The organism is Flavobacterium sp. FlaQc-28, assembly GCF_044007415.1.
In the GTDB taxonomy this organism is placed as follows: Bacteria; Bacteroidota; Bacteroidia; order Flavobacteriales; family Flavobacteriaceae; genus Flavobacterium.
This window is the reverse complement of the sequence record NZ_JBIPCM010000007.1, coordinates 144,147-168,312: the sequence shown is the minus strand read 5'-3', so window position 1 is coordinate 168,312 and position 24,166 is coordinate 144,147. Positions and strand designations below refer to the sequence as shown.

The window sequence follows — 24,166 nt, the reverse complement described above, 5'->3', positions numbered from 1 at the left end:
ATTAAAAACAATGAAAAAAATACTCTTAATTCTCCATGTGATGGTGATGTCCCACGCATTTGGGCAGACCGCGATAGAAAACGCAAAACAACAAGCCAAAGAACAGCACCGATTGATTCTATTGAATTTTTCGGGTTCAGATTGGTGTGTACCCTGCATCAAAATGCACAAAACCATTTTTGAAAACGGAACCTACAAACAAATGGCCGACAGCCTTTTGGTGTATGTAAATACGGATTTTCCGAGAAAAAAGAAAAACCAGCCCTTATCCCAAACCATAAAGGAAAATGAAGCTTTGGCAGATAAATATAATCCCGGCGGTGCTTTCCCTTTCACCCTTTTACTGGATGCGGATGGAAAAATAATCAAAACCTGGGAAGGCCTCCCGAAAGAAGGTGCTGATGGGTTTACAAACGAAATCATAACCCTATACAAAAAAGTAAAAAAATGACAGCAAAGGAATTTCGCAAAACCGAAAAGCTGATGGGCAATGCCTTTGAAATCACAGTAGTGAGAGCAGATGAGGCTTTAGCCTTTCAACAAATTGATTCCGCCATTGCGGAGATTAAGCGGATTGAGCAATTGTTTACCACTTTTAAAACGGACAGTCAGACCAACCTGATTAATAACAATGCCGGAATACAGGCGGTGAAAGTAGATGAAGAAGTTTTTAACCTGATAGAAAGAAGCCTTCGCATCAGCCGTATTACCAATGGTTTTTTTGACATCACTTACGGAGGTGTGGATAAAAGCCTGTGGAATTTTGATCGGTCAATGACCAGACTACCCGATTCCGAAACGGCAAAAAAACTGGTTTATCTTATTAATTATCAAAATGTAATCCTGAACAGGGAGAACAGTACCGTCTATCTCAAAGAAAAAGGGATGCGTATTGGTTTCGGTGGTATCGGAAAAGGCTATGCCGCAGAAATGGCCAAGAATGTTTTGCAAAAACAAGGTGTAGGTTCAGGTATCATCAATGCTTCAGGAGACTTAACAGTTTGGGGTACACAGGCAGATGGTAAACCCTGGACAATAGGCATTGCCAACCCGGACCAGGCCCGGCTGCCATTTTCTTATTTGAACCTTACGGACACTGCCATTGCCACCTCGGGAAACTATGAAAAATATGTGAAGGTTGGCGGTAAAAAATACTCGCACACCATCAATCCGAAAACAGGAATGCCAATTACCGGGATAAAAAGTGTAACGGTTATTTGCCCCAATGCAGAAATCGCAGATGCTATGGCTACCCCTATCAGTATCATGGGCGTTAAGGCAGGATTGGAAATGATAAACCAAATCCATCAGATAGAATGCATCATCATAGATGACAAAAACAAAATATTCACTTCAAAAAATATCAATTTAATATGAAAACAAATAAAATAATCCTGCTAAGTGCTATCGGTACATTATCGCTTGGTTCCTGCACCACAGTGAAAGAATATCAGAAAAACAAACTCAACGATGCCGAAATGGTATTGAGCAACCGTACCATAGAAAAAACTGAACTTAACTTTCAATCTTACCGTGAAGGAGCCTCCGGAGCCAATGCCGGAAAAAGTGGCGGGGGTTGTGGATGTAATTAAAATCAGTGAAACAGTAACCCAAACAATGAAAAATGAAAAGAATATATATTAGTGCATTAGGACTTTTTAGTTTTTATCAAATCCAGGCACAGCAAATAAAAACAGATTCTGCATCGGTCGGAAAATTAAAAGTTGATGAAGTGAATTTAGTGTCCAGTTATTACAAACAGGATGGGAACAATTCTGCGGTAACGGGAGGTATCGGAACAGAAAAGCTGACCGATATTTCCAATATAATCAATGTGAAACTCATCCGATATGACAAGAAAAAACGCAAACACACTTTTGGGGCAGAATTGGGTATAGACCACTATACTTCTGCCTCTTCGGATATGATAGACCTCAAGGCCAATTCCTCAGCATCCAGTCAGGACATTCGAGTTTATCCTTCCTTGAGCTGGCAGGTAGAAAATGAAGAAAAGGGAAACAGTTTTATGGCAGGTGTGTCTTCTTCCACCGAATATGACTATCAATCTTTTGGGGCAAATATTGGTTTCTCCAAAAAAACAACCAATAAAATGGGAGAATTAACAGCCAATCTTCATGCGTATATCGATCAGGTAAAACTTATCGCTCCAGTAGAACTGCGCAATGGAACAACTGAAGATAATGGAACTGATAGCCGGAATACTTTTGCCGCATCACTTTCTTATTCGCAGATTATCAATGCCAATTTACAGCTCGTATTTCTTGTAGATGCCGTTCAGCAAAACGGACTATTGAGCCTTCCGTTTCACCGTGTGTATTTTTCGGATGGAAGTGTACATCAGGAAAAACTTCCTGATAACCGGTTCAAGCTTCCTTTGGGTTTCCGTGCCAATTATTTCTTGGGTGACCGGTTCATTATCCGAACCTATTACCGCTATTATACAGATAATTGGGGTATAAATTCACATACTTTCAATATAGAAACACCGGTAAAATTATCCCCTTTTGTTTCCCTCAGTCCTTTCTACAGGTATTATACCCAGACAGCGGTAAAGTATTTCGGTGCCTACCAAACACACAACGAATCCAACGGGTTTTATACCAGCAATTATGATCTGTCCGGATTTAACAGCCAGTTCTTTGGTATGGGGGCCAGGTTCAATCTTCCCAACGGATTATTAGGAATCTCAAAATTCAATATGATTGAAATACGCTATGGGCATTATACAAAAACAACCGGTATGAAGGGTGATATCATTTCGTTGAACCTTAAGTTTAAATAAAATGAAGCGTGTTTTCTTAATATTTCTTCTATTTCCAACCTTGCTTTTTTCTCAAAACATAGAAGCAGATAGCAGCATTTTGTCTAAAACAACCAATCCTGCTTATCAGTTTTCCACTAAGAAGCTCATCATTCCCACAATTTTGGTTTCTTATGGTGTTTTAAGTCTAATGTCAGATGGTTTGAAAACACTTAACCAATCTACCCGTCACGAGAGCAGGGAACATATTTTGCCTGGTGCTAAGATTGACAACTACATGCAGTATGCTCCTGCTATTGCAGTCTATGGACTCAATCTGTCGGGGGTAAAAGGAAAACATAATTTTAAGGACAGAACAATCATATATGCAACCTCCCAACTCATATCAGCGGCAATGGTTTTGCCCACCAAACAGTTGGTTGGCGAGGAACGTCCGGATGGTTCCAGTAAGACTTCCTTCCCTTCCGGACATACAGCAACGGCTTTTTCATCCGCACATTTTATGTTCAGGGAATATAATGAAACCAATTTTTGGTTGGGTATTTCCGGCTATCCGATTGCTGCCATGACAGGCATCTATCGGATTTTTAATGACAAACATTGGGTTGGCGACGTAATTGCCGGAGCAGGCATTGGCATTCTATCGACAGAAGTGGCGTATTGGTTGTTTCCGACCATTTCAAAATGGTTTGCCAATAAAAAGAATCAGGCATCACTGGTTATACTACCCACTTATCAAACAAAACAATTTGGATTAGCAATCATTAAAACATTTTAAAATATGAAAATGGAAAACAAAAATCAGTTTACAGTAATTCACCGGATTTTACACTGGTCTGTTGCACTATTAATGTCTATTTTATTTATTACCGGATTTTTACGGATGTACTGGATGAGCAAAAAAACAATTATAGATACGGTTGAAACCGAGATGCAAAGCCACAACATTTCACTTGAAAAGGGACAGATAATACCTATCGTAAAAAGCATTCAGAAACCGATGTGGGAATGGCATGAATATGCTGCCTACATTATGTTTCTGGCATTTCTAGTAAGGATAATTTATATGCTCGTAAAGGGAATTAAATTTCCTGATCCGTTGAAGAAATCCCAATCAGTAAAGGAAAGAATGCAAGGATTTATTTATGTAATTTTTTATCTGTTCATCGCCGTTTCTATTGTTACAGGATTTTACCTGAAATGGGTGGACGGTCAATGGAAAGAACCGATGGAAGCTGTTCATAAGTGGGCCATTTATTGGTTTCCAATATTCATTTTATTGCATTTTGGCGGAATCGTAATTGGTGAACTGACAAATAAAAAAGGAATAGTATCTAAGATGGTAGGTGGAGAATAAAAATAATATAAACTATATAAATAATTACAAAAATGGAATTGGAAAAACATTATGTAAACAGAGTGGGTTGGTTAAGAGCTGCTGTTTTAGGAGCTAATGATGGATTGCTTTCCACCACAAGTATTGTAATCGGAGTTGCTGCCGCAGATCCCAGCCGACATGCTATAATTTTGGCGGCTTTGGCGGGAACCATCGCAGGAGCAATGTCGATGGCCGCAGGAGAATATGTTTCTGTAAGCTCACAAGCTGATACAGAAAAATCGGACATAAACAGGGAGAAGAAAGAGTTAGAAAAAATGCCTGAAATTGAACTCCACGAATTGGCAAAAATTTATGAAAAAAGAGGTGTAAGCAAAGAAACAGCAATGCTCGTGGCGAAAGAACTTACAGATCACAATGCACTGGAAGCACATACAAAAGACGAATTAGGAATAAACGAGATTACTGTAGCAAAACCTTTTCAGGCTTCAGTAGCATCGTTTTTCTCTTTTCTTTCCGGAGCAGCGTTGCCAATGATGGTCTCCATTTTTGCTCCAGAAAAAAATATGGTGTATTACCAATATGGTTTTTCGATTATTTTCTTAATGATTTTGGGGGCTATTGCTGCCAAAACAGGAGGCTCCAATATAGGGGTCGCAATAGTTAGAATTTGCTTCTGGGGGACTATTGCAATGGTAATAACGGCAATTGTTGGGTATGTATTTGGCGTAAATATTTCCTAAGAATGATGAACGGCAAAATCAAAAAAATATTTAGGTTTTAATCCCAATGTAATTGTCAATTTAATAAAACATTGATACAATGGATATATCAAAGCAAAATTATTTAAAAAAAATAGCGGAGTATGTAATATGCCTATTTAATTCAAGGACTACCGCTGAACTATGCTATCATAATCTGGAACACACAAAGGCTGTTGTTAAAAATGCAGCTGAAATGGCAGATTTCTATCGTTTGAAAAATATGGAAAGATTTGTTTTGTTGGCGGCAGCTTGGTTCCACGATACCGGTCAATTATTTGGGCCAATGGATGGCCATGAAAAAAGAGGAGCATTTATTATGGAACAATTTTTACGTAGCCAGAAAATTGATGCCAGTATTATACTGGAAATAAATAAAGCGATTATGGCAACAGAGGCAAATACAAAACCAACCAATTTAATCGAAGATATTTTACGGGATTCGGATGTGTACCATTTAGGAACCCAAGATTTCCGTCAAATGGATGAACTTGTATGGAAAGAAACAGAACAACGATCAGGGCACATAATTCCAGATAAATTACAGAAATCATTGGACTTTCTCAATAAACACTGTTTTTATACGGCATATTGCAAAGATAGACTGTTAACCGGAAAGAAAGCCAATATAGAATACCTGGAAGGCTTGATAAAGGCTTTTTAAGAACCCAAACAATTTTATTATTTAATATTTATGGCTTACTTCAAGGGAAATCCTTTAATGAATAGCCATTCATACTACCTTTTAAATGAACGATTTTTGTAAAAACATAATAAGAGATTTAGATGACGAGATTAATGAGTTATCTATCGAATTTAATGACCCTTTAACATTATGCGAAAAAGCTATTGGCTTAACTATAGACAAAATAGCTGATTTAAAACAAGTTATATTAAAACGTGGTTTTAAAGACATTGATGAAGAAATCCATTTTTTTAAACATTTGAAGCCTAATATACTTTCTAAACTAATTTATTATAATGCTATCTACAAGATAGAAACAAAAAAGCCGTATGGTGGTGAAAAGGTAATTGAAACACATTTAAACAACGAGTTATTTAATCTTAAAAGATTTTTTGATAATAATCTTGAATTCTATAAGTATTATCGAACCAACAGCACTTATCTTGACCACAAATATTTCGTTCGTGGGAAGTATGATATTAAGTTAAGTTTGGATACTTACTATTTTGAATCTGATCATAGTTTTTCAACATCCCATGACTATAAGGTCGCCAAAATTATTGCGAACGACTTAATACAGGTTTATTTGGAGGATAATCTTTCTAATAATATTAGATACAGCACACTGAAAAGTGCGGAAAAAATCAAATCTACGTTAGTGTGGACAGCAAGTAAAACAGCACTGATTGAATTAATTTACGCATTACACACTCAAGGGGTTTTTGGTAATGGAACCATAGACATCAAAGTAATTGCGACTTATTTTGAGCAGACATTCAGGATTTTGTTTTTATTATTTATGCAGTCCAATCTTTTAGACAAAAGCGATGAGTTCAAGCAGGAAGAAATTAGCCAGACTTGCTGGGATATACATGGAAATCCCTATAAATTTCCCTCATCGCTTGTGACGGCTTTCAATCAGGATTTACTTCTGTTTTAGAAACATAAAGTAATTTGATTAAAATAATGAAAAGTATTTTGTGAATAAACAATTGTCTTTCCACGGACCATCGTATAAGCTCTACTTTTGTATATTTGATTTTTAAATTGTACTAAAATAAAATTTTAATGCTAAGGAAAAGAGAAACCTCAATAGAAGAAGAGAACGAAAATTGCAGCGCCAGGTTTCTTTCATGTATGATGGATGATACTTGTAGTTATTTTAGAAGGCAGTTTATTAGCAAGATTACCAGCATGGCTTTTTTTTTATTTCTGTATCCACAGCTATTTTATGGACAAGGCGGCGAGTTGCTAAAAAGGATTGATCAGGTTATTGACTCTTCATCTGTCTATGACAGCAATAAAGCAAGAATCATTAAGGATCTAAAAAACAAACTTAGCAATAACAATGATGGCCTCTATAAGGAAGTGGAATTAAATCAGCAGCTTTTCGACCAATATGTAGTTTTTAAAAGAGATTCAGCTTTTAATTACGCTCTGAAAATTAAAGCCTTATCAGAAAGTATTAATGATAAAGCTCTTTTGATGAAAGCTAATATTAATTTAGCTAACATCAGTGTTGCAGCCGGAATGTACAAAGAAGGTTTAGATTATCTGGTTTTGATTAAGCCTGAAGAAATAAATAACGAAAACGGGTCTTTATACTATGGTTTATTAGGGCGATGCTATGGAGATATGGCGGAATATAGCAGTATTCCATTTTTTAGCAGGAAGTATAACAGGCTCGCTAAAGAATACCGGATTAAGGCTCTTAATTTAACAACTCCGGGGACTTTCTTTAATTCTTTTTTAAAATTTTATAACGAGTATAAAGACGGTAATTTAATTATAGCGGAGGAAGGGTTTCAATCGATGTTCAATTCCAATATAAATAGCAGAGATGAAGCATTACTAAATTATATGTTAGGGGAAATTTGCAGAGAATCTGGAAAAGCAGACCGAGCGATTGATTACTACAGCAAAGCCGCTATTGCAGATATACAAATATCAACAAAAGAATCTTTAGCATTAATAAGGCTTTCAGAGCTGCTGTTTAGAAAAAAGAATCTGCAGAGCGCATCTTCACTAGTCAAAAAAGCATATGATGATGCTGTGTTTTACGGCGCTCAGCAGAGAAAACTGCAGGTTGGGGCGATTCTGCCGCTTATTGAAGAAGAGATAGTACAGAATATTGAAAGAGCAAGAAAACGTCTTTATATTCAATATATAGGAGCTATTGTTTTTTCCACAATTGTAATTTGCTTCCTAATCTTAACTTTTATCCAATTCAGAAAGATTCAAAAGGCAAAGAAAATAATTGCAAGCGCTCATAGTGATCTGCAGAAAGTAAATAAACAGCTTGTAATTGTTAATGAAGAGGTAAACGCCAGAAATAAGCAAATAGAATCAATCAATAACCGTCTATTTGAGGCTAACAAAATCAATGAGGAGTATATCGGTTTCTTTTTTACTGAGTATGATGATATCTTCGAAAAGTTTAATGACTTTATCTCTTCTATAGAAAAAGATATTGATTCTGGCGATTACGTTAAAGCGAAATATCGTGTATCGAGATATGATCTGAAGAAAGAAAAAGAAAAGCTTTTAAATAATTTTGATACTGCCTTTATTAATTTATTTCCAAGTTTTATTGAAGAATTCAATTCCTTGATGAAACCAGCGGAGCAGATTAAGCTTAAAGACAATCAAATTCTTAATAAAGAATTGAGGATTTTTGCACTAATCCGTTTAGGAATTAAGCATAATGAAAAGATTGCCCAGATTTTAGGCTATTCGGTTAACTCTATTTATGCTTACAAAACAAAAGTCAGAAATAAATCAATAATCGAAAATGAGGGATTTGATAAAAAGCTGATGAAAATGACTTCTATTAAAAACTAACTTTATAATTAGTTATTCTAACTAATTCCCGCTAACTATACTAGCGGGATTTTTTTGTGCTTCGATTTTCTTTTACCCTGTTTGAAGATGAGAATAATTAGTTTTTTATAGTAAAATATTACATAATATGTTTTTTTATACCTAAATAATTATTGTATTGGAATTAAAAATCTATATGATTATTTGAGCTGTTATTTTGTTAATTGACTATAAATCAGTCAGTTGTGTTTTTTGTTTCCTTTTTAAAACCGTATTTTTTCTATACGAATTCCATATAAGCTTTTTTCGGATATGTTTTTTTGTTCCTTTGCTTTAATCCATGACAGATTTTGGATGCGCTAGTTTTTTAAAGGCCTTATAAAACTCAGTTGAAATATCAATATAAATATTTATGAAATAGCATTATTATTAGAGGACCCGTCCTTACTTCAAAAAACAATTACTAACAATATTACTAACCAAACAAAAAAATAAATGAGATCATATCATGAAATTGATGTTCAAAGGGCATCTATTAAAGATTTTGTCCTAATTCTTTTTATACTTGTTTCACTCTGCGGCAGCAATAATGCTTTCGCTGTTGTTCAACAACAGGGAGGACCTGCATTAAAAAGTGTACAAAAAATTCTTTCGGGCACAGTTTATAATGAAAAGCATGAGCCCTTGCCTGGGGCAACAGTAATAGTAAAAGGGACATCAAACAGTACAACCACAGATTTTGATGGCAAATTTTCTATTAAGGTAAACACAACCGATGCAGTATTAGTTGTCTCTTATGTAGGATATGCTAATAAAGAAGTTTCTGCAGTAGATAGCAATCTGGAAATTCAGCTGGCGCCTGAGACAACAACACTAACAGATGTAGTTGTAATTGGGTATGGAAAAGCCAAAGCCAGGGATTTAACAGGATCTGTTTCTTCAATCGATGTAGCTAAAACAAAAAATCAGCCTGTTGCTAATATTGGAGAGGCAATGCAGGGAAGAGCTGCAGGTGTGCAGGTTATTTCGAGTGGAGAACCAGGATCTAATGTCACTTTTAGAGTGAGGGGAACAGGTACCATTGCTAATAATAACCCTCTTATCGTAGTGGATGGAATGCCCTTAAATGGAGGCCTTAACCAGGTAAATATGAATGATGTAGAATCGATCAGCGTACTTAAGGATGCCTCTTCTACAGCAATTTATGGTTCTAGAGGAGCAAATGGAGTTGTGATTGTAACCACTAAAAGAGGTGGAACAAAGGAAGGCTCAACTTTGACTTTTGATACTTTTACGGGGGTACAAAATGCTTCAAATGTGGTAAAGATGCTAAATGCTTCTCAATACGCATCGTTAAATAATGATATGCTGACTAATGGAGGACTTGCTCCTAATCCATTATGGACAAATCCCGCTTCATTGGGAACAGGAACCGACTGGGTTGGAACATTATTCAATCCTGAGATGATGTCTAGTTATACCTTATCATATGGCAATAAAACAAAGAAATCTAATATCTATGTTTCTGCTAATTATTTTAACCAAAAGGGTATTGTTTTAAATACAGATTATGAAAGATTTATTGTTCAGTTTAATTCTGATACTAAGGTGACCAGTAAAGTAAAATTTGGTAACAGTGTTAAAATTGCACACGATATAAAAGAAAGCGGCGCATATGATATCCGTAGCACGTTATTGGCAAACCCTACCCAGCCAATATATGATGAAAATGGAAATTTTACTGGACCTACAGGAAATCCTCTTTATTATGGAGATATTACAAATCCAATCGGAAAAGCCACAACTGTCGAAAGATCAACAAAAGGATATAATCTTCAAGGAAACCTTTTCGCAGAAATCAATTTACTAAAAAACTTAGTGTTTAAGTCTTTAGGAGGAGTAGAGGCAAATATTTGGTTTGACAGAACATGGTCGCCTAAATATTCATGGGGTTCTAATGTTCAGACCAACTCATATCTTTATGAGGGGACAAATAAAAGCATTACGGTTCTTTGGGATAACACGCTGACTTATGATGCTCATTTTGGCGCACATAATTTGAATGCTGTTGTAGGAAGCAGTTCGCAGTCTAATAAGTATGATTTCTTAAACGGCTCTATTCAGAAATTTGCGAGTGATGAAACCCAGCAGATAGACAATGGGACATTACAGCCGACGGTAGGAGGTAACGCTTCTGAATGGGCAATTATGTCTTATTTGGCAAGGGTAAATTATGACTATGACGGCAAGTACTATATAACTGGAACAATCAGAAGAGATGGATCTTCTCGTTTTGGTGAAGGAAATAAATGGGGATGGTTTCCATCAGGTGCTTTATCATGGAGGATTTCATCAGAGAAATTTATGGAGAAAGTAACAGCTATTAATGATTTGAAATTAAGAGTTGGTTACGGAATTACCGGAAATCAGGATATTGGTAATTATGCTTTTTCATCATCGTATAATACGGTTATGTATAATTTTAATAACAATTATGTGAGTGCTGTTGTGCCTACTGTACTTCCGAATACAAATGTAAAATGGGAAGGTCAGGAACAATTTAATGTTGGTCTGGATGCGTCATTTTTCGACAGCAGAATCAATTTAACTTTTGATGCCTATGTGAAAAACACCAATGATATGTTAGTTCCGATGTCGGTGCCGGTAACTTCTGGATATTCAGATATCTATGTTCCATCGATAAATGCCGGAAAAATTCAGAATAAAGGTATTGAATTGTCATTATCAACAAAAAATCTGGTGCATGAATTCAAGTGGTCTTCAGATGTTGTTTTTTCTTATAATAAAAACAAAGTTGACAGTATAAATGGTGATACTCCAATTATAACAGGAAGCACAGGATTGAACAGTACTATTTCCCTAATTCAGGCCGGGTACCCTGTAAACGTTTTTTATGGGTATGTAACTGACGGTATTTTCCAAACGCAAACCGATGTAAATAATCATGCAGTTCAAATGTTAGGTTCTAATTCGGCAACAAGCACAGCACCTGGAGATGTGAGATTTAAGGATCTTAACAACGATGGGATCATTAATGATAAGGACAGAACATTTTTAGGCAATCCAAATCCAAAATTCACCTACTCGCTTAACAATACATTTTCTTATAAGAATTTTGACTTAACGGTTTATCTTCAGGGAGTATATGGAAATGATATCTATAATGCCAACCGCATGTATACGGAATCTATGTCAGTTGCAAATAATCAGACTACGGCAACTTTAGGAAGATGGACAGGCGTGGGAAGCAGTAACAGTATGCCAAGAGCAGTGTATGGTGACCCTAACAGTAATGCCAGAGTTTCTGACAGGTTTGTGGAAGATGGTTCGTATCTGCGATTAAAAAATGTGAGTTTGAGCTATAACTTTCCGGATAGCGTATTCAACAATGTGTTTTCATCGATTCGATTATATTTCTCAGCGCAGAATGTTTTGACTTTCACAAACTATAAAGGATTTGATCCTGAAGTTTCGGCAAACGGTATTGATAATAGCGTATATCCGGTTACAACAAATTACTCTATTGGACTTAATCTTGGATTTTAAAATTATGAAAATGAAACACATAAAAATAGGCTTAATAGTAATGTTATCATTTGTAATGGTACAGTGCAGTGATGATTTTTTAGATAAAACACAACCTGATACTATAAATACTGGAAATTATCCTACCAATGCTGAGGAATTAATTACCATGGTTAACGGTGCTTATCAGCCATTGCAATGGCCAAAATTATATAATTTTAGAATGTGGACCAGCGATATTTTTGCTGGCAATAGTATTGTTGGCGCAGGGGGAGGGGAAGATGGTATTGAAACAACTAACTTGTCTAATTTTGTTACTACTCCCAGCAATGAAGGAGTTCTGGATCTATGGCGCGGGCCATGGCCGGGTATACTGAGATCAAATATTGTATTGGCGGTCGGACCTGGCTTGAATATCGACCAGGCAGTTAAGAATAGGTGCTTGGGAGAGGCATATTTTTTAAGAGCCCAATACTATTTTATTTTAGTTCGTTTTTTTGGTGACGTTCCGTTGATTACTGAGCCGCAAAATTCAAACAGTAATCTTTATCCATCACGTACTTCCAAAGATGAAGTTTATGCGTTGATATTAAGTGATTTGGAAAAGGCTGTTGCTATGCTTCCTACCAAACAAGAATTGTCAGAGGGAGATAAAGGACGAGCCACTAAAGGGGCAGCTTTAGGACTATTAGCCAAAGTGAACTTGACGTTGGGCAAATGGCAGGAAGTTGTTGATTTAACGACAAAACTAGAGACAATGGGATACAGTTTGAATGTTGATTACAGCGATAACTTCAGTACTGAAACAGAAAACTCAAAGGAATCTCTTTTTGAGGTGCAATATGCAGCTAATGCAGGATATGATTTTTGGAGTAATGAAAATCAGGCTTCCTGGGCAAGCACTTTTACAGGGCCAAGAAGTTCTAATATGGTAGCAGGAGCTTATGGATGGAGCCAGCCAACTCAGGAGTTTTTTAACAGTTATGAGAATGGCGATCTTCGTAAAGATAAAACTGTATTGTACCAGGGATGTCCTGACTTTGCTGGCATTCCGTACAGCGCATCATATTCCTTGACAGGATATAATTTAAGAAAGTTTTTAGTGCCCCTAAGTATTTCGCCTTCTTATGATAACAGTCCGCTAAATTTCCCGGTCCTTCGTTATGCTGATATTCTTTTAATGAAAGCTGAGGCGCTTAATGAATTAGGGAACACTTCTCAGGCAGAAGCTCCGCTCAATTTGGTTCGCAAGCGTGCAGGTTTGGCCAATATCACTACAGGACTTGGTAAGATTGATTTTAGGGAAGCTGTTCTGCATGAGAGAAGAATGGAGTTAGCATTTGAAGGTCAAAGGTGGTTTGATCTTATAAGAGTAGATAATGGCCAGTACGCGCTTAGTTTTTTCCACTCAATTGGGAAATCTAATGCTGATCAGCATCACTTGCTGCTTCCTATACCGCAGATTGAGCGTGACAGAAATCCTAATTTATCTCAAAATCCAGGTTACTAAAATTGTAGTGCTATGAAAAAAAATAGAAATTATATAGTTTGGACAAGATACGTGATTGTCTTCTTGTTGTTTTTATCTGCAGCTTTGTCAAGCTGCAGCAATGATGATCTTCAGGCTAAAAATTTTAGTGCTGATGTGTTAAAGCTTACGTTGAGCAGTACTGACATGGTTTTGGATCAAAGCATGTTCCAGCAAAAATTCAGTTTTAAATGGAGTACAGGTGATAACAAGGGAACAGGTGCTTCGATTTCATATAAACTGGAAATTGACAAGAAAGAAAATAATTTCGTTAATGCAGTTGAATATGATTTTGGAAAAAACAGATACGACTTTGATATTAATGTGGCAACATTAAATTCAATACTGCTCACAACTTTTAACGGAGAGCCTGGTAAAGTGATTGTTTTGCAGGCAAGGATTACAGCAACTTTTGGTGATAAAAGTGTGACGCCTCAAACTTCAATAATCGATTTTAATTTAACTCCCTATCAGCCGTTATCAACCGAACTGTTCATGGTCGGTGATGCATCACCAAATGGTTGGGATATTACAAAGGCTTTTGCTCTGACTGCCCAGACAGCTAATCCTGTTGTTTTTGTATATTCTGGCCAGTTAAGTAAAGGTAAATTCAAATTTGCAGTAAATACGGATTCTTGCTGGTGCCAGGACTTTTATACAAAAGATGCTGCTGATACAGGCAAGATAGTCCATAATACTGGCGGAAGCGGTTCTGACCTGCAATGGGAAATTACCAAAGCAGGACTTTACAAAATTACAGTGAACTTGCTAAAATTAACTATTGTAATTGAAGAACAGGAATCTCCAGCTTTTACACAATTATGGATTGTAGGTGATGCAAGTCCGAGCGGCTGGAATGTCGATACGCCAGAAGCCTTTACGGTTACAGATAATCCTTTTATTTTCACATACGAAGCTAATTTAACGCCTGGAAACTTTAAAATAATGGCTGGCACAAAAGGAGGCTGGTGCGGAGAATGGTACAGACCATTGGTGGATAATCAAGGTTTGACCGAAACAGGCGTTGCACAGAATTCCGGCTGTGATGTAGATAATAAATGGCAGGTTACAGCACAGACTGCAGGCAGATACAAAATTACACTTGATATAAGTACAAACGTTATTAAGATTGTCCCTGTTGAAGTTTATCTGATTGGCAGTGCTACACCAAATGGATGGAATATGGGCTCATTGCTTCCGATGACTAAAAATGGAAGTGTCTATACTTACAGTGGACCTTTGACTGCAGGTGAATTTAAATTTACAAAATACAATACCAATTGGTGTGAGGGGACTGAAATTACACCAGTATCAGCAAACCAGGCGATTACTAATACAAATTTTACTAAACGTGATAAATGTGATGGTGACGATAATAAATGGGTGGTAAGCGCAGCACAGGCAGGCAACCATACTATTACATTAGATCTTTCAACAAATGTCCTTACAATCAACTAAAGATGAGTATTAAAAATAAAATAATAAAGCTGTTTTTTCTTTGCCTCTTTTTATGTTTTGCATCATGCCAGAGTGATGATGACAATGGAAAGATTGAATATGCCGAAGATGCAGTTACTGCAAAGATTACCCTTAAAACAGATAAAGCAAGTTATAAACCGGGTGAAACGGTAAACTTTACGGCGGATAAAGTTTTTAATAGTTCTCTTATTCGCTATACCCACCTTGGAAAAGTTATTAAGGAGGAAACTTTTAGCGGAACTTCATGGAGTTGGCTTCCACCTTCTGATGATTTTCAAGGATACATGGTTGCCATTTACCAAACAAATACTGACGGTACCCAAACTATTTTGGGTACTGTAGGTATTGACGTTTCATCAGATTGGGCTAAATTCCCTCGTTATGGATTTCTCTCAGAGTTTGGCAATATTTCAGAATCAGACAGAGCAGCAGTTATAGATAATCTAAAGGATTATCATATTAACGGGATCCAATTCTATGATTGGCAGTACAGGCAGCATCAGCCATTGGCAGGCACAGTCTCAAATCCAATGCCGGTATGGAACGATATAATTAACAGAGAGGTATACGGAAGCACAGTTTCGGGTTATATAGCTCAGGCCCACAGCAAAAATATGAAAGCAATGTTTTATAATCTTGCTTATGGAGTTTTGAACGATTATGATCCAAATCTTATCAAACAGCAACAGTTTGTCTATAAAGATGCCAACCATAATGATAAAGACAAGCATGAGTTAGGATGGCCCTTTATTAGCAACATCTACATCACCGATCCTGCTAATACAGCATGGCAGAATTATCTTGCGCAAAAGAATGATGATGTTTATAAAGTGTATGATTTTGATGGTTTTCATATTGACCAGCTTGGAGACAGAGGCAATGTTTTCAGATATGATGGTACAAATGCTGATCTGAAAAATGCATTCCCTTCCTTTATTTCAGCTATGAAGTCTGCCAATACCAATAAAAAGCTCGTTATGAACGCAGTTAATCAATATGGACAGAAAGAAATAGCTGGTAAAGAACTTGATTTTTTATACACTGAAGTTTGGTCTCCTAATGAAGGCTTTAAAGATTTGACACAAGTTCTAACAGATAATGCGGCTTACAGCAATAACAGTAAAAATACTGTATTGGCAGCCTATATGAACTATAATAAAGCGAATAATCAGGGCATGTTTAATACACCGGGTGTCCTGCTTACGGATGCTGTTATATTTGCTTTTGGAGGATCGCATCTGGAATTGGGCGAGCATATGCTGGGCAAGGAATATTTTCCAAATAAAAACTTAAGCATGAGTGCGGAGCTGAAATCCTCACTTTTGGAATATTACGATTTTATGACGGCTTATCAAAACCTTCTTCGCGACGGCGGAACCTATACAAATCCGACAATTGCCACTGGAGACGGGAAGTTAAATTTAGGCAGCTGGCCTCCTACTATGGGGAAAGTTGCGGCAGTAGGAAAACAAGTTGGTAGCAGAGAAATAATACATCTATTGAATTTTACTAATGCTAATTCTTTGAATTGGAGAGATACTGATGGAACACAGAATGTTCCGGATTTAATTAAGCAAGCGATGCTTAATTTAAACCACAGTGGCAAAGTTACCAAAATCTGGTATGCTTCACCAGATTATAATGGAGGTGCAGCTGTCGAACTTTCATTTTCTCAAAACGGGGAAAAGGTGAATTTTAAAGTGCCGGTACTTCAATATTGGGCAATGATTGTAGTTGAATAGTCCCAAATAAATAGAGGATTGCCCCATTTCCATGGGCAATTTTTATAAACTCGTGTTAAGCTTTTGGAGCGGAACACATTTCTGCAAGCGTTGGATGTATTTTCAATGCTTAAACTAATCGATATGTTATATTATGAAAAAATCTATTTTTTATTGCTGCGTAATTTTCTGTATTATGGTTTCTCAAGCATACTCGCAAAAGAAAGAGCAGTATTTGGGGAATTGCACCGCTTATTCAGTAAAAGGAAATAAAGTAGTTTTCAGCTGTGCTAATAATTCAAAAATCATGCTTCAGTTATGCAGCGGGGAAGTCGTTAAAATCTGGGCATCTGCTGATGGCAATTTTGTCAGGAATAATGAATCTTTTGCAGTTATAGAAGAAGATCTGGGCTGGAAAGGAAATGTTACTGTAAAGGAGGAACCATCAACCTATGAAATTTTTACAGAGCAACTAAGGATACGGGTAAATAAGGCTCCGTTTCAGTTGCAGATATTTGACAAGTATCAAAAACTTCTTTTCAGTGATTATGCTGAAAAAGGATTTGTTAATGACAATGGCAAAATAAGAACCAATAAAGTCTTACGAAATGACGAACAATTTTTTGGATTGGGTGAAAAATCAGGGAACCTGAATCGTCGTGGAAGTGCTTATAAAATGTGGAACAGCGATCAGCCATGTTATGGCGTTAATGAAGATCCGCTTTACAAAAGTATTCCTTTTTTTATGAGTAGTTACCGTTACGGAATTTTCTTTGACAATACCTATAAGACAGAATTCAAGTTCGGAAGTGAGAGTAATGACTATTATTCATTTGAAGCGCCGGCTGGGCAGATGGTCTACTACTTTATGTTTGGAAACGACTACAAGGAGATAATACAAAACTATATTGCCTTAACAGGGAAACCGATTATGCCGCCTAAATGGGCATTGGGCTTTTCGCAATGCAGAGGAGATTATACACGTGAAGATCAGGCCAGGGACATTGCTGCAGAGTTCCGAAAAAGAAAAATCCCATGCGATATTATCTATCAGGATATTGGCTGGACAGAAGGGCTGCAGGATTTTGACTGGAGAAAAAACAATTATAACAATCCAAAAGGGATGGTAAAAGATTTAAGTGATATGGGCTTTAAAATGATTGTTTCTCAGGATCCTGTTATTTCACAGGCAAACCAGCAACAATGGAAAGAGGCTGATGCACTTGGTCATCTGGTAAAAGATGTCCGTACAGGCAAATCTTATGATATGCCATGGCCTTGGGGAGGCAATTGCGGGGTTGTAGATTTTACAAAACCTGAGGTGGCAGATTGGTGGGGCAGCTATCAGCAGAAACCTTTAAACGATGGAGTTCGCGGATTTTGGACAGATATGGGAGAACCAGCATGGAGCAATGAAGATGCTGTTGACAGACTCAATATGAAACATCATCTTGGAATGCATAACGAGATTCATAATGTTTATGGTTTTACTTGGGATAAGGTGGTTACAGAGCAGTTTTATAAGCATAATCCAAATAAAAGAATATTTCAAATGACCAGAGCGGCTTATGCGGGGTTGCAGCGTTATACTTTTGGATGGAGCGGTGATTCAGGAAATGGTAGCAATGTGCTGGATGGATGGAAACAAATGGCCAATCAGATTCCTGTAGGTCTTTCTGCAGGGATGGGGCTAATTCCGTTTTGGACCTGCGATATTTCAGGGTACTGCGGGGATATAAAGGATTATGATGCTATGGCAGAATTATATGTAAGATGGCTGCAGTTTGGTGTTTTTACCCCATTGAGCCGCGCCCATCATGAAGGTGGAAACGCAGTTGAACCATGGAAATTCGGAACGGAGGCAGAAAATATAAGCCGAAAAAGTATAGAATTAAAATACAAGCTTTTCCCATATCTATATACATATGCCCGCGAAGCTCACGATACGGGACTGCCGATCATGAGAGCCTTGCTGTTGGAATATCCGAATGATAAAGAAACATTTAAATTAAATGGGCAGTTTCTTGTTGGAAAAGAACTCTTGGTAGCACCGGTCGTAGAACAAGGTGCTGTTACTAAAGATGTATACCTTCCTGAAGGAGAGTGGATTGATTTTAATAATTGCAAAACTAAGTATAAAGGAGAGCAATGGATTACTGTTGATGCCCCCTTGAATACAATTCCTGTCTTTGTGAAGAAAGGGAGCATAATTCCACAGATGCCTGTAATGCAGTATATTGATGAAAAGAAAGTATATCCGGTTACATTTGACATTTTTCCAGGTAATCTAAATAAAGAAACCTCTTTTACATTCTATGAAGACGACGGAGAAAGCCGTGATTACGAAAGAGATGTCTTCTGTAAAACCAAGATAACTTCAAAGGCTTCAAATGAAGAAATCAAGATTACTGTCGGTGAGCGTGAATATAAAGGATATAGTCCTGCCGGCCCAAGAAATTTCATTCTAAAAATTCATGCATCGAACAAACCTAAGGATGTTTTTGCAGGTGGAGAAAAACTTAAAAATGTTAAACCGCATGTTTTGGAGAAAAATATTGAAGCCGATTTTACAAAAATAAACTGGAGCTGGAATGAAGCTGAAAATGTTATCTCAGTAAGAATTCCTGATTCAGGAAAAAATGCAGTAATCACAATTAAAAATTAAATACTATTATACTCACAATGAAACACTTTTTTCTCACCGCTATTTTGTGGTTTGGCATTTTTACTGCCAATGCACAGGATTTAAAATCGCCTGACGGCAACTTTTTAATGCACTTTTCCCTGGAGGCAGACGGTACTCCGGTTTATAAATTAATTTATAAAGGAAAAGACGTTATAAAAGCAAGCAAGTTAGGTTTTACGCTTAAAAATGATAATAAGTCCTTATTAAATGATTTTAAAATAGAAGACACTAAAACTAGTTCTTTCGATGAAAATTGGAAACCTGTATGGGGAGAAGTTTCATCAATTAGAAACAATTATAATGAATTGGCTGTAAGCCTGAGCCAAAAAGAAACAGATAGAAAAATGATCATTAGATTTCGTCTTTTTGATGATGGACTGGGTTTCCGTTACGAATTTCCCCAGCAAAATAACCTGATTTATTTCACCATTAAGGAAGAACGAACCCAGTTTGCTATGGCGGGAGACCATACCGCTTATTGGATTCCCGGAGACTATGATACGCAGGAATACAATTATAGTACTTCAAAACTTTCTGAAATAAGAGGCCTGATGGAAAAAGCATATACAAAAGGAAATGCTTCGCAGACGTCATTCTCTCCAACCGGCGTGCAGACTTCACTAATGATGAAAAGCCAGGATGGATTGTATATTAACCTGCATGAAGCTGCATTAATTAATTATTCCTGCATGCATCTTAATCTAGATGATAAAAATTTTGTATTTGAATCATGGCTGACGCCTGATTCACATGGGGATAAGGGTAAGATGCAGGCACCTTGCAAAACGCCATGGAGAACTGTTATTGTTAGTGATGATGCACGTAACATTTTGGCTTCGAAATTGACTTATAACTTGAACGAACCAAGTAAAATTCAAGAAACATCATGGATCAAACCAACAAAATATGTGGGTGTATGGTGGGAAATGATTTCAGGAAAAAGTACCTGGTCTTACACTGATGAATTTCCTTCTGTTCAGCTTGGCGTTACCGATTTCTCTAAAGCCAAACCAAATAGGAAACATGGCGCAACTACCGCCAATGTGAAAAGATATATAGACTTTGCAGCTAAAAATGGATTTGATGCGGTGCTGGTTGAAGGATGGAACGAAGGCTGGGAAGACTGGATTGGCCATGAGAAAGATTATGTTTTTGATTTCGTTACGCCATATCCCGATTTTGACATAAAAGGATTAAATGAATATGCACATGCAAAGAAGGTAAAACTTATTATGCATCATGAAACTTCAGGGGCGGTACGTAATTATGAGCGTCATATGGATGCTGCATACAAATTGATGAAGCAATATGGTTACGATGCTGTAAAAAGTGGATATGTAGGCAATATACTTCCGCTTGGTGAGACGCATTACAGCCAATGGACAAATAATCATTATCAATATGCCATTGAGAAAGCAGCAGATTATCAAATTATGGTAAATGCGCACGAAGCAGTCCGTCCGACTGGAATTGCACGTACTTATCCAAATCTTATCGGAAATGAAGCTGCACGTGGAACCGAATATCAGGCTTTCGGTAATGACAGAAATAATGCAAACCATGTCACAATACTGCCTTTTACAAGACTGATTGGTGGACCGATGGACTATACTCCGGGAATTTTTGAAATGGATGTAACAAATGGTTCACATGTAAACGCTACTATTGCTAATCAATTAGCGCTTTACGTAACGATGTACAGTCCATTGCAGATGGCGGCAGATTTTCCTGAAAACTATGAACGTTTTGCAGATGCTTTCCAATTTATTAAGGATGTTGCGGTGGATTGGGATGACAGCAGATATCTTGAAGCTGAACCTGGCCAGTATATTACAGTAGCCAGAAAGGCCAAAGGAACTGACAACTGGTTTTTAGGAAATGTAAACGGAGAAACAGCGCGTGTGTCCAATATCGATCTTGGATTTCTTGAAAAAGGGAAAAAGTATACCGCTGTAATTTATGCTGATGCTAAAGACGCAAATTATAAAACTAATACCCAGGCCTACACAATCCGTAAAGTTGTTGTTACGAGCAATTCAAAGCTTTCGCAATTTTCGGCTTCGGGTGGAGGATATGCTATTAGTTTTTATCCTGTAGCTGATGCAGCAAAAAAAAAGTGATAAAGACCTAAACAAAATAAAAATTTAATTAATTAGTTTTTTAAAGATCGTTGCTGTTAAACAGACTGCAGCGATCTTTATGTATTATAACTAACCTCTTGAATATTTAACCTTAAGTAAGATGAAAAAATACATATTTAATCATGTTTTCTTTTTTTTGATGTTATGCGGCAGCAATTATTTGTATAGCCAGGATCCGTGGAAGCTTTCGGCAGATAAACCGGATTCCAATAATTATTATGGAGAAACGGTGGCTAATGGCATGATCGGAATTATATCGTCACCGGAGCCTTTAAAAGTGAAAGAAGTAGTATTGGCAGGAACGTACGATATCTACAAGCGTGGAAGGGTCAGTAGTTTCATTCCAAATTACAATCTGCTGAATATGAAACTGGCTTTTAATGGTGAATCTGTGCAGACCTATAATATTAATAATTATAAGCAGGAACTGGATATGCGCAATGGGGCTTTCACGGGGTCTTTTCAATTTAAGGATTTAGCAACTGTAACATATTCATACTATGCTTTGCGTCATCTTCCGCATTGTATAATGATGGTTGTCAATATAAATACGCAAAAAGATACCGAAATCAACGTAGAGAATCTTTTGGAGACTCCCTCTTCACTTAACAACCAGCAGAATTATTTTCAGAATATTACAAATACCCATGTTAATATACCATTATTGACTTCTGTTGCATTTACGCCCACAGGAAGATCTAAAATAGCTGTTTCAAATACATTCCTTTTTGATGAAGGGAAAAAGCTGCAACCTGAGATCCTGCACAGAATGAATGACGCTGATATGCATGCAATGTCATTTGACAAAAAAATAAAAGCGGGCAAGACTTATTCTTTTGCTTTGATAGGCAGTCTTATATCATCAGATCATATAAATGATCCTTATAATGAAGCTGAAAGGCTGACTATTTATGCAGCCTTAGAAGGAAAGTCAAGGCTTTTAAACAGACATATGCAAGAATGGAATAGCCTCTGGCAGAGTGATATCCAAGTAGAAGGAGATCCCCAAGCGCAACAGGATATAAGAAGCATGCTTTATCATCTCTATTCTTTCACAAGAAAAAGCACATCTCTTTCTCCATCGCCGATGGGGCTGAGCGGGCTTGGATATAACGGACATGTGTTTTGGGATACCGAAATCTGGATGTTTCCTCCCATGCTGCTGCTTCATCCTGAAATAGCAAAAAGCATGATTGAATATCGTTATCAGAGGCTGGATGCAGCACGTAAAAAAGCTGCCATTTATGGATATGATGGCGCAATGTTTCCCTGGGAAAGTGCAGATTCCGGAGCAGAAGAAACTCCGGTGAATGCTTTAACGGGAGCTTTTGAGCATCATGTAACAGGAGATGTGGCCATTGCTGCCTGGCAGTATTATCTTGTTACAGGTGACAAGGAATGGCTGAAAGAAAAAGGGTGGCCGATATTAAAAGCAACTGCTGAATTTTGGGCGAGCCGAGTAGAGAAGAATGATAAAGGAGAATATGAAATAAAGAATGTCGTTGCAGCAGATGAATGGGCTGAAAATATTGACAACAATGCTTATACGAACGGAACAGCTATCAGAAATCTGCAGTATGCATCTAAATGTGCAACTGTATTGGGTGTCATAGCTCCCAAAGAGTGGACTTTGATTGCAGATAAAATTCTAATTTCGAAGAACCTAATGCACCGATTCTGCACCCAAATTCAATTTTGCTATTTCAATATTAAATCATTCACAAAAATTAAAATACTAACGAATTAACAGACAGTAGTATTATTCTTTTTTTTGTATTACAAATATACTATAAATAAGAATGCATATAAAATATAAAACCCTGCAGATATTAAGATCTGCAGTGCTTCCATAAATTTATATCTTTAATTGTAAACTTTTTAAAGTCTCTTTTAAGCTCTTAGCGGAGAATGAGGAATTTGTCATCCATTTCTAACCGATTGATATTGTTTGTTTTAATATCTTTAAAACTCCTAGAGTCTCGCTTTTGCATATATAAATGACGTGCAAATTTTTCGAAATCTTATAGTACATATCTATGAAAATTAGATGATTAAACAAAGTGATTACCGAAATTATTATTCATTTATTGAACTGGTTATTGATGTAAAAAGTATGTAGAATGAAGTTTAATAAGTGATACTTTTTTATAAACCTCAGGCGAATGGTCAAAGTTATTCAAGCGGATTTGATAAGCGATAGAGGTTTGAGAAACGTTATTGATGGAGAAGCTGAATTGTTATTTGGTTTTGAATTCAATATTCGTGGTAAGCTTGGAACTTCTCTGTTTGCTTCTTATTTGGCAACTATTGACTGTGCAGCTGGAGAAATTAAAATTGATTTAGTATCTTTTATTCCTGCAAATATGATTTCAGCTCCATGTGGAACTACTCATTTTAAAATTATTTCTGGAGGTGCAGAAGTTGATTTTGAAACGGAAAATTTTGTAGTTTCTAGTTCTGAAACTGCAATTTTGCCTTGGGACAATACAGCTACTGCTGCAATTAACCAAGTAAATACTCTTAGTCCAGCAAGTTTAAAACCATTGTTTTTGGCTGTAGGAGTTGAATTTTATCAAGAAATTAATGGACAAATGTATCCTTTGAAAAAAGGAGCATATAATCCTTTATCACTTGCGTTTGATAACAGTATGTTAATTTTGGTGTTCATGATAATTTGATGT

18 protein-coding genes are annotated in these 24,166 nt (G+C 36.8%); all 18 read left to right on the top strand.

Annotation, left to right across the window (positions count from 1 at the left end; all coding sequences use genetic code 11):
* Window positions 1-10 precede the first annotated feature (10 nt).
* The 18 genes from ACHRVL_RS17625 to ACHRVL_RS17540 all read left to right on the top strand — a co-directional run bounded on the left by ACHRVL_RS17625 (window position 11) and on the right by ACHRVL_RS17540 (window position 24,163).
* Window positions 11-451, top strand: a complete 441-nt coding sequence (locus ACHRVL_RS17625; RefSeq protein WP_395414772.1) for a thioredoxin family protein — start codon at window positions 11-13, stop codon at window positions 449-451.
* Window positions 448-1,377, top strand: a complete 930-nt coding sequence (locus ACHRVL_RS17620) for an FAD:protein FMN transferase (protein ID WP_395414771.1) — start codon at window positions 448-450, stop codon at window positions 1,375-1,377. Before ACHRVL_RS17625 ends, ACHRVL_RS17620 begins: the two co-directional genes overlap by 4 nt.
* Complete coding sequence (locus tag ACHRVL_RS17615) at window positions 1,374-1,592, top strand: DUF4266 domain-containing protein (RefSeq protein ID WP_019977004.1); 219 nt, start codon at window positions 1,374-1,376, stop codon at window positions 1,590-1,592. Before ACHRVL_RS17620 ends, ACHRVL_RS17615 begins: the two co-directional genes overlap by 4 nt.
* A 32-nt stretch (window positions 1,593-1,624) precedes the next feature.
* Window positions 1,625-2,803: a DUF3570 domain-containing protein gene (locus tag ACHRVL_RS17610; RefSeq protein WP_395414770.1), complete on the top strand. Its 1,179-nt coding sequence runs from the start codon at window positions 1,625-1,627 to the stop codon at window positions 2,801-2,803.
* 1 nt (window position 2,804) lies between these two features.
* Entirely contained in the window at window positions 2,805-3,560 is a 756-nt protein-coding gene (locus ACHRVL_RS17605) for a phosphatase PAP2 family protein (RefSeq protein WP_019977002.1), read from the top strand.
* Between the two features lie 3 nt (window positions 3,561-3,563).
* Window positions 3,564-4,139, top strand: coding sequence for a cytochrome b/b6 domain-containing protein (locus tag ACHRVL_RS17600; RefSeq protein ID WP_073411938.1), 576 nt, complete (start codon window positions 3,564-3,566; stop codon window positions 4,137-4,139).
* 32 nt (window positions 4,140-4,171) lie between these two features.
* Window positions 4,172-4,861: a VIT family protein gene (locus ACHRVL_RS17595; protein WP_012026438.1), complete on the top strand. Its 690-nt coding sequence runs from the start codon at window positions 4,172-4,174 to the stop codon at window positions 4,859-4,861.
* A 79-nt stretch (window positions 4,862-4,940) separates the two neighbouring features.
* Entirely contained in the window at window positions 4,941-5,543 is a 603-nt protein-coding gene (locus ACHRVL_RS17590) for an HD domain-containing protein (RefSeq protein WP_073411940.1), read from the top strand.
* Window positions 5,544-5,628: 85 nt separating this feature from the next.
* Window positions 5,629-6,504, top strand: coding sequence for an RteC domain-containing protein (locus ACHRVL_RS17585; RefSeq protein WP_395414769.1), 876 nt, complete (start codon window positions 5,629-5,631; stop codon window positions 6,502-6,504).
* Window positions 6,505-6,632: 128 nt separating this feature from the next.
* Entirely contained in the window at window positions 6,633-8,405 is a 1,773-nt protein-coding gene (locus tag ACHRVL_RS17580; protein WP_395414768.1) for a DUF6377 domain-containing protein, read from the top strand.
* 474 nt (window positions 8,406-8,879) lie between these two features.
* Window positions 8,880-11,951, top strand: a complete 3,072-nt coding sequence (locus tag ACHRVL_RS17575) for a TonB-dependent receptor (RefSeq protein ID WP_073411946.1) — start codon at window positions 8,880-8,882, stop codon at window positions 11,949-11,951.
* 4 nt (window positions 11,952-11,955) lie between these two features.
* Window positions 11,956-13,440 carry a RagB/SusD family nutrient uptake outer membrane protein gene (locus tag ACHRVL_RS17570; protein WP_012026403.1) on the top strand — a complete coding sequence of 495 codons (1,485 nt, stop codon included), beginning with the start codon at window positions 11,956-11,958 and terminating at the stop codon, window positions 13,438-13,440.
* Between the two features lie 12 nt (window positions 13,441-13,452).
* Window positions 13,453-14,916 (top strand): SusF/SusE family outer membrane protein, encoded by a 1,464-nt coding sequence (locus ACHRVL_RS17565; RefSeq protein WP_012026402.1) that lies wholly within the window; start codon window positions 13,453-13,455, stop codon window positions 14,914-14,916.
* A gap of 2 nt (window positions 14,917-14,918) precedes the next feature.
* Window positions 14,919-16,679, top strand: a complete 1,761-nt coding sequence (locus ACHRVL_RS17560) for a glycoside hydrolase family 66 protein (protein ID WP_012026401.1) — start codon at window positions 14,919-14,921, stop codon at window positions 16,677-16,679.
* 133 nt (window positions 16,680-16,812) lie between these two features.
* Complete coding sequence (locus tag ACHRVL_RS17555) at window positions 16,813-19,323, top strand: glycoside hydrolase family 31 protein (RefSeq protein WP_395414767.1); 2,511 nt, start codon at window positions 16,813-16,815, stop codon at window positions 19,321-19,323.
* 17 nt (window positions 19,324-19,340) lie between these two features.
* Window positions 19,341-21,464 carry a glycoside hydrolase family 97 protein gene (locus tag ACHRVL_RS17550; protein ID WP_012026399.1) on the top strand — a complete coding sequence of 708 codons (2,124 nt, stop codon included), beginning with the start codon at window positions 19,341-19,343 and terminating at the stop codon, window positions 21,462-21,464.
* A 121-nt stretch (window positions 21,465-21,585) separates the two neighbouring features.
* Complete coding sequence (locus tag ACHRVL_RS17545; RefSeq protein ID WP_395414766.1) at window positions 21,586-23,232, top strand: glycosyl hydrolase family 95 catalytic domain-containing protein; 1,647 nt, start codon at window positions 21,586-21,588, stop codon at window positions 23,230-23,232.
* Between the two features lie 415 nt (window positions 23,233-23,647).
* A complete protein-coding gene (locus tag ACHRVL_RS17540) occupies window positions 23,648-24,163 on the top strand; it encodes a hypothetical protein (protein WP_395414765.1) in 516 nt (171 codons plus the stop codon).
* Window positions 24,164-24,166 lie beyond the last annotated feature (3 nt).